This is a genomic window from Providencia stuartii (assembly GCF_029277985.1).
GTDB classification, from domain to species: Bacteria; Pseudomonadota; Gammaproteobacteria; order Enterobacterales; family Enterobacteriaceae; genus Providencia; species Providencia zhejiangensis.
The window spans coordinates 3,331,608-3,347,105 of record NZ_CP119546.1 but is presented as its reverse complement, the minus strand read 5'-3'; the positions used below and the strand labels follow the sequence as shown (position 1 = coordinate 3,347,105).

Sequence of the window (15,498 nt, the reverse complement as noted above, 5' to 3'; positions counted from 1 at the left end):
TAACCTCAGTGAGTGGGCTGATGCGTTTGTGGTTTAAGCTCATCCAATGCGATGTTCAATTGCAATACATTCACAACGGGTTCTCCCATAAAGGCAAGGAGGGGGCTTTCAGTTTGTGCTGCAATGAGAGATTCAACCTCCCTCAGCGCAATCTCTCTTTTTTTCGCAATACGAGGCGCTTGATAAAGTGCAGCCGCAACCGAAATATTGGGATCTAAGCCACTTGCAGAAGCGGTTAGTAGATCGACGGGAACGGCTTGTCCAGCATCTGGATTTTGTTTTCTCAGTTGTTCACGACGTTGTTCAAATGACTCATATAATACTGGATTACTTACCGCAAGATTACTGCCTCCAGAGGCTAATGAGTTATATGGGAACTCCGCCGTTGCTGAAGGGCGGCCGAAAAAGTAGCGGTCGGACTGGTAGTGTTGACCAATTAATGCTGATCCAACCACTCGCCCATTTTGTTCTATGAGCGACCCTTGCGCCTGCCAAGGAAACAGTACATTCGCGAGTCCTGTAACAAGTAAAGGATAAGCCACACCAGTTATTATCGCTAATAAAATTAATACCACAATTGATGAACGAATCGTGTTCATAATCTATTCCTTAAAAACCAAATAAGCTAATAATCATGTCGATAAGCTTGATACCGATAAAGGGAACGAGTAAGCCGCTAAGACCATAAATACTGAGATTTCGTTGTAGCAGTGATTGCGAACTCATAGGGCGGTAGTTGATCCCTTTTAAGGCTAAGGGGATCAAAAAGACAATGATCAACGCATTAAAAATGACTGCCGATAACAGTGCCGAAGCAGGTGAATGCAAGTTCATAATATTCAATACGTTCAACTGTGGCCAAGTCACGGCAAAAGCAGCAGGAATAATGGCAAAATATTTGGCGATATCATTGGCGATACTAAATGTGGTTAACGAACCTCGCGTCATGAGCATTTGTTTACCAATGTGTACGACTTCAATTAATTTAGTCGGGTTAGAGTCTAAGTCCACCATGTTACCCGCTTCTTTTGCCGCTTGAGTTCCTGAGTTCATGGCAACAGCGACATCGGCTTGAGCCAGAGCTGGAGCATCGTTAGTACCATCACCCGTCATGGCAACCAACCGACCTTCTGCTTGATATTGGCGGATCAAGGCTAATTTCGTTTCTGGGGTCGCTTCCGCTAAGAAATCATCAACACCTGCTTCAGCAGCGATAGCGGCAGCCGTTAGATGGTTATCGCCGGTAATCATCACGGTTTTGATCCCCATGCTACGCATCTGAGCAAAACGTTCTTTGATCCCCCCTTTAACAATATCTTTTAAAGCGACAATACCTAGGACGGTTTGGTTATCGACAACAACTAATGGGGTGCCTCCTTGGTGAGCAACTTTTTCTACCAATTGATCCGCCTCAAGTGGAAACTTACTGTGATTGGCTTCAACATAACGGCGTATCGCATCGGCAGAGCCTTTGCGTATCATTCTGTCACCCACATTAACTCCACTCATTCGTGTCATTGCTGAAAAGGGAACAAAAGTAGCATTTAATGAATGAATGTCTCTTTCACGCAAATTAAATTTTTGTTTTGCAAGGACGACAATGCTGCGTCCTTCAGGGGTTTCATCCGCTAAAGAGGACAGTTGTGCTGCATCCGCTAATTGTTGTTCGGTTACGCCTGTTAACGGTAAAAATGCCGACGCTTGTCGATTTCCTAACGTGATAGTTCCTGTTTTATCGAGCAGCAACACATCAACATCACCAGCAGCTTCAACAGCACGTCCGCTGGTGGCAATGACATTGGCACTTAACATACGGCTCATGCCAGCAACACCAATCGAGGAAAGTAACCCTCCAATGGTTGTAGGAATGAGGCAGATTAATAGCGCAATAAGCACGAGAACGGAAATGGCGTTACCTGCCCCAGCATATTCCGCTGAAAACAGGGTATATGGGTAGAGGGTTGCACAGGCCAATAAAAAGATAATAGTAAGAGCAGTTAATAGAATGGTGAGTGCTATCTCATTCGGTGTTTTACGGCGTTGTGCGCCTTCAACCATGGAAATCATTCGATCAAGGAAGGTTTCACCGGGGTTAACGGTACATTCCACGATCAGCCAGTCGGATAAGACACGAGTACCGCCGGTGACAGAAGAGAAATCCCCCCCTGACTCACGGATCACAGGGGCTGATTCACCCGTGATCGCACTTTCATCGACGGAAGCTCCCCCCTCCAGAACTTCACCATCACAAGGAATGATGTCACCCGCACGGATCAAAACAATGTCACCTTTGCGAAGTTGATCTGAATTTACCGTTTCTTGTGCTGAATCTAAATTGGCCTCAGCAAGGCGGATAGCGCTACTGCGTTTTTTAACGCCTTTTAAACTCGCCGCCTGAGCTTTACTGCGTCCTTCTGCAAGTGCTTCAGCAAAATTAGCAAATAAAACGGTAAACCATAGCCATAGCGTAATCATGCCACTAAACCAAGCATTACCTTCTGCGTAATTCGCTAACATTGCTAGCCATAGCAAGGTAGTGATAATGCTGCCAATATACACCACAAACATAACAGGGTTGCGCCATTGCGCCTGTGGAGCACATTTCTTAACTGCATCAATAATTGATTGACGAACTAACGCACTATCGAATAATTGAGTTTTTTTACTGTTCATTTTAATGACCCTCATTATGCTGCTAACTTAATTTGCAAATGTTCTGCTATCGGTCCCAATGCGAGAGCGGGAACGAAAGTTAGCGCACCGATGAGTAAAACGGTTAAGATCAATAGGCCGACAAATACAGGGCCATGAGTCGGTAAGTTTGCCGTATTGGCTATTTGTGGTTTTTTCATGGTCAGAGAACCTGCAATGGCCAAGACGGGTAAGATGACACCAAAACGTCCTAGTAGCATAACAATCGCCAATATTGTGTTATAAAACGGGGTATTAGTACTGAGTCCAGCAAAAGCACTACCGTTATTATTTGCTGCTGAAGAGAAGGCATACAGCACTTCACTAAACCCATGAGCACCTGGATTTAAAATGGCAGCACGTCCTGTTTCGGTCATTAACGCCAGAGTCGTACCACAAAGTACTAAAGTGGGCGTGACTAAAATGGCAATAGCGACCAATTTCATTTCACGGACTTCAATTTTTTTACCTAAATACTCAGGTGTACGTCCGATCATTAAGCCAGCAATAAATACGGCAAGTAAAACAAATAACAGCATGCCATATAGGCCTGAACCCACACCACCAAACACCACTTCACCGATCTGCATTAACCACATTGGGATCATGCCACCTAAAGCGGTGAACGAATCATGCATTCCATTTACTGCGCCGCATGACGCAGCGGTAGTGACAACGGCATACAATGCAGAGCCAAGAATACCGAATCGACTTTCTTTACCTTCCATATTGGCGGTACTGCTCGCGGAAAACTCACTTAAGAAAGGGTTACCAACATATTCGGCATTGATCACCAGCATTGCGGCAATAACAAAGATAATGGCCATCACCCAAAGCAGGGCGTTGCCTTGCTTGTTATCGCCAACAGTACGACCAAAAGCAAAGCACAATGCTGTTGGGATCAAGAATATCGCGAGCATTTGCACAAAATTACTCAGTGCTGTTGGGTTTTCAAAAGGGTGGGATGAGTTAGCACCGAAGAAACCGCCACCATTTGTTCCCAATAGTTTGATGGCTTCTTGGGATGCAACTGGCCCCATTGGAATGAATTGTGCGGAGCTATTTAAGTTATCACTTAAAGCGTATGGGGAAAAACTTTGAATGACGCCTTGGCTTACAAAGAATAGCGCAAAAATAATGGCTAAAGGTAAGAGTAAATAGAGGGTAATGCGGGTGATATCTACCCAAGCATTACCTAACGTTTTGCTATTGTGGCGTACAAAAGCACGGATTAATGCAAAGACGACTGCAATTCCTGTCGCGGCAGATAAAAAATTTTGCACTGTTAAGCCTGCCATTTGACTAAGGTAACTTAAGCTGTTTTCGCCGCTGTACGATTGCCAGTTAGTATTCGTCACGAAGCTCACCGCAGTATTGAACGCGAGATCCCAATTCATTCCTGGCAGCTGTTGTGGATTAAGTGGAAGATGCCCTTGAAATATCAATAGAGTGAACAGCAGGATAAAACCTAAAAGGTTAAATAGAAGTATCGCCAGAGCGTAACGTGACCAATTCATTTCGGTCATTTCTCGACCTGGTTGTTTTAGTCCACTGCAACGCCATACCACGGCTTCAGTTTTCATAACAAAACGTGGCATGTCACCTTCAATTAAACGAGCAATAAACAAACCTAATGGTTTTGCTAATACAATAAGCACCAGCAAAAAGCTGGCGATGAGTAGAAGCGCAGTTACGGCCATCTTAAAATTCCTCCGCATTAAGCAGAACATAAATTAGATAGACCAACAGTAAAGCAACGAAGACTGTCCCGAGGATGGAAAGTAATGACACTGTAGTTTCTCCTTATTATTCCCATGGAGACAGCATAAGAATTGCGTTGTAAATAAGCTGAAAAAAAACCAGAGAGCGGTGTAAAAAAAGTATAAAAATCGCAATCAAAAGCAGTCATGGCCTGATTTGTTAACAATACATTGTTAATTTTCTGTGGTTATTTTGTTTCTTTTGTTCGTTATTTTGTTAAGATCTGTAATAAACTTACATTTTTACGGGTGAATTAGTGATTTTTTTCTTATTTAAGTGGTCAGATCAGTAGTAAAATTACCAAATGAAGAGTATTATTAAGGTAGTTAATTTACCTTTCATACTATCTGTCCGATTTTAGTCACTCTCCAATGAGATGATGTGTTGTGAAAGAGAGAAGTTAAAATCGGCAAATAATGTGGCTACTGACAGGAGGATATCGATGTCCACATATCACGAATATTCCCGTAATCAGGTGCTTTTACGCCGCACAGCAGCGTTAACCGCTGGCATACTTGCATTTCCGGTTATGGCTTTTTATCCACAACGCGCTAAGTTTTATAGTTATCTCCATAAAGTTTGGGCAAAAACAAGCGATAAGCCTGTTTGGCTTGATCGTTCTGAAATGACAATGGAGACGCATCGTTAATAACGATACGTATTAGTGCGACCCTGTCCCCGCAATAACGACAAAATATTGTGGGGAAAGGGGATTAAATCAAACGATGACTTTAACTCGTTATCTCCCTCTTTCTATCACGCCTTTTCTGACGATTTTTCATCATGAATTTTTATGTTCTTTGATAAATCAAACATAAGATAGAATGAGTATCGTGACGAGTGATGAATAGGTTTATTTATCACTATCAGGTGGGACTTCTCCAATTAAGCTACAAGAGAGTAATTTTAGTGGGTTATTAACCCAATCGACAAAACAATATTCAATCTTTTTGATGGGTTTAACATCATTGCCTTCAACGGTAATTGCTTTTGCCGTTAGAGGGAGTAGGTAAAATGTCGATATAAGTAACATTGTATATTTCATTATTCCTCCAAACAGTATTAATTAAAGCGTTTAATATATGAAATGATGGTGTTGAAAAATAAAATGCGCTTAGTGTTTTTATCAGTTTTAAATTACTTGTGAAAAGTTAAGGGGCTCTTTACTTTCATATGCATTTATTTAGATATCGAGCGTAAAACTAAAATACCGGGCCTTGTGCTCATATATTCAAGAAAGGGCGTATCAACGACTTTATTATTTTTAGATAAAGACGAGGCATTTCGATACCATAATTGACCATCCTTCTTAATCGCAAAGCCAGTATGAGAGACATCTAAACCACTTATTGGTGAATATACGCCAATATAGTCACCTGTTTTTATGTTATCAATCACCGATTGGTTGATCATATTACCCGGAATATAAGTGATTGTTCTAGGAATAGCGCCTAATCCTTTTATATATTCACTGCCATCTGATTTTATATTTAAATTTTTTTCTACCGTGATGCTATTTGGGCTAATTGTTGCAGTAACATCAATGGCATTTTTAGGTGCTACGGCATACCAATCTGTGAAGAAATGCTTACGTTTATAATAAGTGACTTGGGAATCCTTATAACGGGTATTAACCAATGAATTTAAAAAGGATTTTTCATTATTAGAAAGGCTAAGTGCAACGACATAATCCAGATATGTAAAACAATCGACACCCTCAAAGTTCGCGACGAGGGTTTCTTGTTGTTCTGGACCACCTATTAATGTATTCGCAACATACGGCGTGCCTAAAAATGTAGCTGAGATACGATTGATCTTTTCATCATAACTCAACGTCTGGTTCGGTATGACGTCATTATTAATGATATCATTGATTTTTTGTTTGGTGCTTTCTGTTATTAAAATAGGATAACCAATTTTAATTTTCTCACTTGAGGAACAACCCGCCAAAGAAAAAGACAATACCACCAATAAGGGTAATTTAATCATTATTATTAGTACCTATTAAGACTGAATGGGATTATTAGTAATATTTTAGATTGTTTTTGATGGCAACGAAAAATAACACATTATTTAAATTTCGTTTAATTTCCCTATAAATATAAAATAAAAAGGTGCTGACATATATGCGGGGGAAACACAAATAATTTGTGTTTTTTTATGTTGTTTATCATAATGAAGGTAATAAATTCAAAAGATTGATTTATATTTTATATTGGTGTGTTTATTAATGGTTTTGTATAACAGAGGGTTATCATTGAAAATGGGTTTAACACATTTTTGTTGTTTTTATTTTAGTGTTTAGGTTGCCTGTTTTTAATATGTTCGTTTGTTTAAAAATAAAAAATGATTAATCTATGATAAGTTGATTTATATACTCGTAATAAGGGTTTTATTTTAATGATTAATTTAAAGTAGATAATCTTTAGAGGAAAAACGACGTAAAATACCCAGTCTGATTTTACGCTTATTTAAGAGGGGTATGCCTAAAGATAATAACATTACTTTTGCTTAGAGGTTGCAGGGCAAACTTAATGTTATTGACGTTAAAAGTGTTTGCATAAAATATTCCTCTTATTGAAATAAGCTCGCGTCATATGGGAGCAAGTGTTTGAGGTAGGCTATCTGTGTTTAAAAGCGCTAGATAACATATTGACAAGCGCTTTGTGATTGCAGCATAGGATAAACGACGGATTCATCTTTAGTTTCTGTAGAGATCAGCTCTCTACGAATTGTTTAAAATAGCCGTTTCCTTTTATGGCATAGGCTTATAAGCTAGGCAGTATTGAATTTTGCCAATGAATAAATCATTTTTATCCAGTAAAGACAAAATGATGCTGTAAAAGGACTCGATTATGCGTAATTTAGCGTTGGAAGAACTTATCAATAATGAGCTGAAGGTTAGCGAGTTTCATGACTATGCACCTAACGGTTTACAAGTTGAAGGCCGTTCACATGTACAAAAGATAGTGACAGGGGTGACAGCTTGCCAAGCTCTACTTGATAAAGCGGTTGAGATGAATGCCGATGCGGTCATTGTTCACCATGGTTATTTTTGGAAAAATGAACCTGTGGTTATCAAGGGCATGAAGAGGAAGCGTTTAAAAACTTTGCTTGAAAATGATATTAATTTATACGGGTATCACTTACCTTTAGATGCACATCCCCACCTTGGTAATAACACTCAGCTAGCGCACCTCATGGGGGTAAAAATTGATGGGCACATCGACCCGCTAATGCCTTTTGGCTATTTTGATCAACCTATTACGCCTGCTGAGCTCAATGAACGATTGGAAACTCGTCTTAATCGTAAAACACTCCATTGTGGAGAAACAGGTAAACAAGAGATCCGTCAAATTGCTTGGTGTACTGGTGGCGGGCAAGGTTTTATTCTTCAGGCGGCTGAATTTGGTGTTGATGCGTTTGTGACAGGGGAAGTTTCTGAACAAACGATTCATATTGCAAGAGAGATGGGGATCCATTTTTATTCGGCAGGGCACCATGCCACGGAACGTTACGGAATTAAAGCACTCACCCAATGGTTGGTCGATAATCATGGGTTAGATGCCGTGTTTGTGGATATCGATAATCCAGCTTAAACGGTTTTTAGAATAAAAAATAAAAGAAGTGCAGCACAAGACAGTATGTGCTGCACATGATTAGATTAATGGGTTCGATAACGTAATGATGATACGCCAAGTATGATGCTAGAAATGATTAAAGTAGCGCCTAAATGTTGACTCCAACCCGCAATCAGTAAACCTATCGCAAGTCCAACATAGTAAAACAGCCCTAATATTGCGCCAGCAGTCCCTTTATTGCTCGAATAACGATTAAGTGCGTGAGCAAGAATGTTTGGGATGGCAATACCATAACCAATTACGACCCCAATAACGGGCAAAACAAACCAAACGGAATGCATAAGTATAAAAACTAAGCAGCTGCTAAGCAGTGAAATAAAGCTTGATAGCTTCACTAACTTTTCTGCTGTCCAATTTTTAGTCAGTAAATGACGATTTACGATGGAACCTATGCCTACGCCTAGCGCTAATAAAATGCCAGTTAGACCAAATTGTTGTTGCGATAGCGCCAATTGTTCAAAATGGAATGGCGCTAACTGATAATAACTGAATAAATTAATGTTGAAAAATGCTATTAATATCACATTTCTGATAATTTCTTTATCCTGAATCATGGCCAATAACGTGCTTAAAAATGGGTGGCGTATCACATTTTCAGGTCGCGTCTCTGGTAGGCGATAACAAGACCATAACAATAACCCTATTGCTAAAACGGCTAAACCCATAAAAACGGCTTGGTAGCCACCGCCACTGACCAAAATAGCGCCAGCTAACATGCCAAGCGCAGGACTGATAGCAAGTGCGATCCCCATAATTGAAAAGACTTTTGCTAATTCATGGCCTTGGTAGCTGTCGCGCATGGCCGTTTGTGTACCAATTGAGCCTACTGCCGCACCAAAAGCAGAGACCATACGTAAAAAGAGTAATAAATAAAAATGTGATATAAATAAAGCATATATGGAAGCTATGCCATATAACAAAAGTCCCGCAAGTATTGTTGGACGGCGACCTAATGTGTCACACATTCTTCCCCAAAATATCACGCCTAATGCAAACGCAAAGAAATAGAATGAAAGCGTTTGTGAAGCTTGTTCGGCATTAACCTGAAATGCAATGGCAATACTGGTCAATGCGGGGCTGTAAATGGTCTCTACGATTTGTGGAAACATCATTAAGGCCACAGCCAGCCATAATGAAAGAGGATGTTTCATGTTAATAATCCTATAGTTGTCACTAATGGCGGGCAGTTTAATTGTATTTTCGCTGTCTTATTACAATAATAAAGACAATAAATATCAAAAATAGGACATGTTATGGCTTGGCTTAATCAGCATGATAAATTTGAAACCCATTGGTATCAGGCGCCTATCTTGGGTATTGCAGCAGAAATGGGTCGGCATGATTCGGGATTTCATTCTCACAACATGGGGCAATTACTGTTCACTCAGCAAGGTTGTATTCTTATTTCATTAGAAAATCGTTTATCGTTATTACCGCCAGGACGAGTGGCGTGGATCCCCGCAAATATTGTCCATCGAGCACAAATGAGGGCTTCGGTTGGCTATCGTTCAGTGTATTTGAACCAACAAATTGCTCATCAAGTAGGTGATGAGGTGATGATTTTAACGGTAACCGCATTATTAAGGGAATTACTTGAGCGTATCGCAGTGGCTCCATTTGATAGCAATTGGCAGCAGGGAAGGCTTGCTAATTTATTACCCGTGTTTATTGATGAATTACAACATGCTAGCAAAGAGCCAATGCTACTAGCGATACCGCAAGATCGTCGTATGAAAAATTTAAACATGGAACAACTTCCTCCGCCCTTGATGGAACTGGCTAAAACAATAGGCGCGAGTGAAAAAACCATTACTCGTCTATTTTTACACGAAACAGGAATGAGTTATCAGGCATGGAGGCAACAATGGCGTTTTATCAAGGCGGTTGAGCTATTAGCGCAAGGGAAAACTTACTCTTTTATTACTCAAGAGCTGGGATTGAGTAGTGATAGTGCTTTCATTAGTTTCTTTCGAAAAATGAGTGGTGTTACCCCAAAAGAATATCAGCACCTTGCGGATAAAAAATAGAAAAGCCCCGAAAATGGGGCTTTGGTATGTAGGGTTGTATCTTGTTATTTAGTTAGAATATTATTTTTGACTAATTCTTTATATTTCAAGTGGCTGCATTGGCGATTTTATCTGTTTACACGAATTCACATGCTAGTGCCTGTGTATCGTTGCGCATGCAATGATCGCTTAGCTGCCCTTTGAATTATTTAGCCTTTAGGTTCGAATTAAAATCACGTTTGCCATAACCCGTGTATAGCTGACGAGGGCGCGCGATTTTCAGTCCGTCATCATGCATTTCGTTCCAATGGGCAATCCATCCGATAGTACGGGCAATTGCAAAGATAACGGTGAACATAGATGAAGGAATACCCATTGCTTTCAAGATGATACCTGAATAGAAGTCAACATTCGGGTACAGTTTTTTCTCAATGAAATACGGGTCGTTCAGTGCGATACGTTCCAGTTCCATGGCCACTTCAAGCAAGCTGTCATTGAGGCCTAGCTCATTAAGAACTTCATGGCAGGTCTCACGCATCACGGTTGCACGTGGGTCGTGGTTTTTGTACACACGGTGACCAAAGCCCATCAAGCGGAAAGAATCATTTTTGTCTTTCGCACGTTCGATAAAGGCAGGAATGTGCTCAACAGTTTGAATTTCTTCCAACATACGCAAGCAAGCTTCGTTAGCACCACCATGAGCTGGTCCCCATAGAGAGGCAATACCCGCAGCGATACAAGCGAATGGGTTAGCGCCGGAAGAACCCGCAGTACGTACCGTTGAGGTAGAGGCATTTTGTTCGTGATCAGCGTGCAGGATTAAAATACGATCCATCGCGCGCTCAAGCACTGGGTTAACCACATAATCTTCACAAGGTGTTGAGAACATCATGTACAAGAAATTACCTGCATACGACAGGTCATTACGTGGATAAACAAAAGGTTGGCCGATTGAATACTTGTAGCACATCGCCGCAACGGTAGGCATTTTAGACAGCAGGCGATAAGCCGTGATTTCACGATGGCGCGGATTATTAACATCCAGAGCATCATGGTAGAAAGCGGCTAATGCACCCGTAACGCCGCATAAAACAGCCATAGGGTGTGAGTCACGACGGAAACCCGTCAGCATGCGAGTGATCTGCTCATGGATCATGGTATGGCGAGTGACCGTGTTTTTGAATGTTTCATATTGTTCTTGAGTAGGTGCTTCGCCGTAGAGCAGGATATAGCAGACTTCAAGGTAAGAGGCTTCGGTTGCCAATTGGTCAATTGGAAAACCGCGGTGTAGCAGAATACCTTTATCACCGTCGATATACGTGATTTTTGATTCACATGAAGCAGTAGAAGTAAATCCAGGGTCGTAAGTGTAATACCCTTTTGAACCTAAAGTTCGGACATCGATAACGTCTTGACCGAGAGTTGGGGATAGAATGTCTAGTTCAATTGTACTTGCACTCTCAGTCGTTAGCTTAGCTTTGTTATCAGCCATTTACGGTCTCCTTAGCGCTTGATAATCAACACCCAACAACCAGAACCCAGCGTTATACTGTGTCTTTGCGCATTGTTCTACCGGTGTGTTGTGGAAATCAGCTAGCTATCACATTAAATTCTGAAACCGTACGACCGACGACAATGTTTTTTTAGGTTGTTTACGAGTGTGTAGATGTTATGTTCTTTTTGTTGTTTTCCCTACAATATCATTATTTTTAGTAAGGGAAACGAATTTCATAACTTTTGTTTTTTTACGCCGGTTGAGATACTGGCGACGTTCAAATAATTCTACCAGCCATATATGTAAGATAAATGTTGAATCATTGTCAAATAAGATAAGCACATTTATATAAAATGTTTAAATCGTGATCCCTCTCACTGTTCGGGCTAAATGTCACCAAACATTTTGTGTGGGAATTGTAATAGCAATGTGAAGACTTTATACTGACGGCAGGTCTCCGGATTACCCTGATGTAGGAGTTCCAGCGTAATCAGTATGCAACTCTATTTGAACATGATGGATTAGCGTTTAGCTTAAGTTGCATTTTGTACCCCTGTCGCTGTCAGTTTCCGCCCCAGGTCCGGAGGAAGGAAAATAATAAAGAGCTGTGTGGGCAAAATTGTGAAAAAACAAAGACCTGTCAACCTTGATCTGCAGACGATACACTTCCCGATCACTGCGATCTCTTCGATCTTGCACCGTGTCTCTGGCGTCATCACTTTCATCGCAGTAGGTATTCTGCTTTGGTTGTTAGGGACATCTCTCTCCTCTCCAGAAGGTTTTCAATATGCATCCGAAATAATGACTGGCTTTTTTGCTAAGTTCATTCTTTGGGGAATTCTAACGGCATTGGCGTACCACATTTGTGGGGGTATTCGTCACATGTTAATGGATTTCGGCTGTATTGATGAAACGCTTGTTGCAGGCAATTCATCTGCAAAAATTACGTTTGTTATTACGGTCATTCTGGCAATTCTGGCGGGGATATTAGTATGGTAAGTAATGCTTCAGCTTTAGGCCGTACTGGTATTCAGGACTGGCTGTTAATCCGTGGTTCTGCGATTGTTATCGTACTCTACGTGTTGTATCTCGTTGGCTTTATTGCCATTAATGACATCACCTATGAAACATGGCGTGGTTTCTTTGCCTCTTCTGTGACAAAAGTATTCACAGTCCTCACATTGTTCTCGATTTTAGTACATGCCTGGATTGGTTTATGGCAAGTACTGACTGACTATGTTAAGCCACTAGCATTACGTTTAGTGCTGCAACTTGTGATTGTTGTTGCTCTGCTGGCTTACTTAATTTACGGAACAATTGTGGTGTGGGGTGCATAAATGAATCTGCCAATAAGAGAATTTGACGCTATTGTTATTGGTGCTGGTGGCGCTGGTATGCGTGCTGCACTACAAATTTCACAACTTGGCCTATCTTGTGCTTTGTTGTCAAAAGTTTTCCCAACCCGTTCTCATACGGTGTCAGCGCAAGGTGGGATCACAGTTGCACTAGGTAACACTCATCCAGATAACTGGGAGTGGCACATGTACGATACTGTTAAAGGGTCTGACTATATCGGTGACCAAGACGCAATCGAGTATATGTGTAAAACGGGTCCAGAGGCGATCCTCGAATTAGAACATATGGGGCTGCCATTCTCTCGTCTTGATGACGGGCGAATCTATCAGCGTCCATTTGGTGGCCAATCGAAGAACTTTGGTGGTGAACAGGCAGCGCGTACTGCCGCCGCTGCTGACCGTACTGGCCACGCACTGTTACATACCTTGTATCAACAAAACCTAAAAAATCACACAACCATTTTCTCTGAATGGTATGCCCTTGATTTAGTTAAAAATCAGGATGGTGATGTCGTTGGTTGTACTGCAATTTGTATGGAAACAGGCGAACTGGTTTACTTCAAAGCTAAAGCGACTATTTTAGCGACAGGTGGAGCAGGTCGTATTTATCAATCAACCACTAACGCGCACATCAATACTGGTGATGGTGTTGGTATGGCTGCCCGTGCTGGTGTTCCATTGCAAGATATGGAAATGTGGCAGTTCCATCCTACAGGTATTGCTGGTGCAGGTGTACTTGTAACGGAAGGTTGCCGTGGTGAAGGTGGATATCTATTGAACAAAGATGGCGAACGTTTCATGGAACGTTATGCGCCTAACGCGAAAGACCTTGCTGGTCGTGACGTTGTTGCTCGTTCAATTATGATTGAGATCCGTGAAGGCCGTGGTTGTGATGGTCCATGGGGCCCGCATGCTAAGCTGAAATTAGATCACTTAGGTAAAGAAGTTCTGGAATCACGTCTACCGGGTATCCTTGAATTATCTCGTACCTTTGCTCACGTTGACCCAATTAAAGAGCCAATCCCAGTTATTCCAACATGTCACTACATGATGGGGGGGATCCCAACTAAAGTAACAGGTCAAGCAATTCGTTATAACGAAAAAGGCGAAGACGAGGTTATTCCAGGTCTATTTGCTGTGGGTGAAATTGCTTGTGTATCTGTACATGGTGCAAACCGCCTCGGTGGTAACTCACTGCTTGACTTAGTGGTATTTGGTCGTTCAGCGGGTCTCCACTTGAAAGAGTCTCTGATGGAGCAAGGTTCAATGCGTGATGCATCTGAATCGGATATTGATGCTGCCATGACTCGCTTTAACCGTTGGGAAAATGCGCGTACAGGTGAAGATCCTGTTGAAATCCGTAAAGCACTGCAAACCTGCATGCAACACAACTTCTCGGTATTCCGTGAAGGTGATGCAATGGCGAAAGGTTTGGAAGAGCTGAAAGTGATTCGTGAACGTCTGCAAAATGCTCGTCTTGACGACACCTCTACCGAGTTTAATACACAGCGTATTGAATGTTTAGAGCTGGATAACTTGATGGAAACGGCTTATGCAACAGCGCAGGCAGCGAATTTCCGTACAGAAAGCCGCGGTGCACATAGCCGTTTCGACTACCCAGATCGTGACGATGCTAACTGGCTATGTCACTCATTGTATTTACCGCAATCTGAAACGATGACCCGCCGAGAAGTCAACATGCAACCTAAGTTGCGTGAAGCCTTCCCGCCGAAAGTACGTACCTATTAATGCGTGGTGTTAATCCAGTTGCGGAGAAATGAACTATGAAACTTGAATTTTCGATTTATCGCTATAATCCGGATGTAGATAACGCACCACGTATGCAGGATTACACGCTCGAGGTTCCTGAAGGGCGTGACATGATGTTGCTAGATGCGTTGATCCAACTGAAAGAAAAAGATCCCACTTTATCATTCCGTCGTTCTTGCCGTGAGGGGGTATGTGGCTCTGACGGTCTGAACATGAATGGTAAAAATGGCTTGGCTTGTATCACACCACTGTCTGCTTTAATTCGTGGTGGGAAGAAAATTGTTATTCGTCCATTACCAGGTCTACCCGTGATTCGTGACCTGATTATTGACATGAGCCAGTTCTATACTCAATACGAAAAAATTCGTCCTTATCTGATTAATGATAATAAGAATCCACCAGCGCGTGAGAATTTACAGTCGCCGGCACAACGTGAAAAACTCGATGGGTTATATGAGTGTATTCTGTGTGCATGTTGCTCAACGTCTTGCCCATCTTTCTGGTGGAATCCCGACAAATTTATTGGTCCGGCAGGTCTTTTAGCCGCATACAGATTCTTAATTGATAGTAGAGATACTGAAACAGATGCTCGATTAGATGATCTGAACGACGCTTTTAGTGTTTTCCGCTGTCATAGCATCATGAATTGTGTCAATGTATGCCCTAAAGGACTAAATCCAACGAAAGCTATCGGTCATATTAAATCTATGTTACTAAAACATAGTGCATAAAACCGGTGATTACCTGCGGCACCTAAGTGCCGCAGGCTGTTGAATAGT

Annotated in this window: 15 protein-coding genes; 7 read left to right on the top strand and 8 right to left on the bottom strand. The window is 41.6% G+C overall.

What is annotated here, in order from left to right:
- Window positions 1-5: 5 nt before the first annotated feature.
- Genes kdpC through P2E05_RS21965 form a run of 4 tightly spaced genes read right to left on the bottom strand, consistent with a single transcriptional unit; the run spans window position 6 to window position 4,482 of the window.
- Entirely contained in the window at window positions 6-599 is a 594-nt protein-coding gene (gene kdpC, locus P2E05_RS14915) for a potassium-transporting ATPase subunit KdpC (RefSeq protein WP_154622178.1), read from the bottom strand.
- A 10-nt stretch (window positions 600-609) separates the two neighbouring features.
- The gene (gene kdpB / locus P2E05_RS14910) at window positions 610-2,673 is read right to left on the bottom strand and encodes a potassium-transporting ATPase subunit KdpB (RefSeq protein WP_272657959.1); all 2,064 of its coding nucleotides are present in this window, start codon (window positions 2,671-2,673) and stop codon (window positions 610-612) included.
- 14 nt (window positions 2,674-2,687) lie between these two features.
- Entirely contained in the window at window positions 2,688-4,391 is a 1,704-nt protein-coding gene (gene kdpA / locus P2E05_RS14905; protein ID WP_163862771.1) for a potassium-transporting ATPase subunit KdpA, read from the bottom strand.
- A 1-nt stretch (window position 4,392) separates the two neighbouring features.
- Window positions 4,393-4,482: a potassium-transporting ATPase subunit F gene (locus P2E05_RS21965; RefSeq protein WP_163862769.1), complete on the bottom strand. Its 90-nt coding sequence runs from the start codon at window positions 4,480-4,482 to the stop codon at window positions 4,393-4,395.
- Window positions 4,483-4,894: 412 nt separating this feature from the next.
- Here P2E05_RS21965 and P2E05_RS14900 point away from each other — a divergent pair, with 412 nt between their 5' ends.
- On the top strand, window positions 4,895-5,101 hold the full coding sequence (locus P2E05_RS14900; RefSeq protein WP_154622181.1) for a YbfA family protein: 207 nt from the start codon (window positions 4,895-4,897) through the stop codon (window positions 5,099-5,101).
- A 204-nt stretch (window positions 5,102-5,305) separates the two neighbouring features.
- Here P2E05_RS14900 and P2E05_RS14895 read toward each other — a convergent pair whose 3' ends face one another.
- On the bottom strand, window positions 5,306-5,497 hold the full coding sequence (locus P2E05_RS14895) for a hypothetical protein (protein WP_154622182.1): 192 nt from the start codon (window positions 5,495-5,497) through the stop codon (window positions 5,306-5,308).
- 134 nt (window positions 5,498-5,631) lie between these two features.
- Window positions 5,632-6,441, bottom strand: a complete 810-nt coding sequence (locus tag P2E05_RS14890; RefSeq protein ID WP_196714035.1) for a DUF1460 domain-containing protein — start codon at window positions 6,439-6,441, stop codon at window positions 5,632-5,634.
- A gap of 866 nt (window positions 6,442-7,307) precedes the next feature.
- Here P2E05_RS14890 and P2E05_RS14885 point away from each other — a divergent pair.
- On the top strand, window positions 7,308-8,051 hold the full coding sequence (locus tag P2E05_RS14885; RefSeq protein ID WP_154621919.1) for a type 2 GTP cyclohydrolase I: 744 nt from the start codon (window positions 7,308-7,310) through the stop codon (window positions 8,049-8,051).
- A 65-nt stretch (window positions 8,052-8,116) separates the two neighbouring features.
- On the opposite strand, the gene P2E05_RS14880 is transcribed toward P2E05_RS14885, so the two are convergent.
- A complete protein-coding gene (locus P2E05_RS14880; protein WP_272657960.1) occupies window positions 8,117-9,244 on the bottom strand; it encodes a multidrug effflux MFS transporter in 1,128 nt (375 codons plus the stop codon).
- Between the two features lie 102 nt (window positions 9,245-9,346).
- Between P2E05_RS14880 and P2E05_RS14875 the strand changes: the two genes are divergently transcribed.
- The gene (locus P2E05_RS14875) at window positions 9,347-10,120 is read left to right on the top strand and encodes an AraC family transcriptional regulator (RefSeq protein WP_154621921.1); all 774 of its coding nucleotides are present in this window, start codon (window positions 9,347-9,349) and stop codon (window positions 10,118-10,120) included.
- 184 nt (window positions 10,121-10,304) lie between these two features.
- Here the strand turns inward: P2E05_RS14875 and P2E05_RS14870 are convergent, their stop codons facing one another.
- Entirely contained in the window at window positions 10,305-11,591 is a 1,287-nt protein-coding gene (locus P2E05_RS14870; protein WP_154621922.1) for a citrate synthase, read from the bottom strand.
- Window positions 11,592-12,203: 612 nt separating this feature from the next.
- On the opposite strand from P2E05_RS14870, the gene sdhC reads away from it, so the two are divergent.
- The 4 genes from sdhC to P2E05_RS14850 are packed head-to-tail and all read left to right on the top strand — an operon-like array spanning window position 12,204 to window position 15,450.
- Window positions 12,204-12,593: a succinate dehydrogenase cytochrome b556 subunit gene (gene sdhC / locus P2E05_RS14865; protein WP_163862765.1), complete on the top strand. Its 390-nt coding sequence runs from the start codon at window positions 12,204-12,206 to the stop codon at window positions 12,591-12,593.
- Window positions 12,587-12,931 (top strand): succinate dehydrogenase membrane anchor subunit, encoded by a 345-nt coding sequence (gene sdhD / locus P2E05_RS14860; protein ID WP_154621923.1) that lies wholly within the window; start codon window positions 12,587-12,589, stop codon window positions 12,929-12,931. Before sdhC ends, sdhD begins: the two co-directional genes overlap by 7 nt.
- Window positions 12,932-14,698, top strand: coding sequence for a succinate dehydrogenase flavoprotein subunit (gene sdhA, locus P2E05_RS14855; protein ID WP_154621924.1), 1,767 nt, complete (start codon window positions 12,932-12,934; stop codon window positions 14,696-14,698).
- 35 nt (window positions 14,699-14,733) lie between these two features.
- On the top strand, window positions 14,734-15,450 hold the full coding sequence (locus tag P2E05_RS14850) for a succinate dehydrogenase iron-sulfur subunit (RefSeq protein ID WP_154621925.1): 717 nt from the start codon (window positions 14,734-14,736) through the stop codon (window positions 15,448-15,450).
- Window positions 15,451-15,498 lie beyond the last annotated feature (48 nt).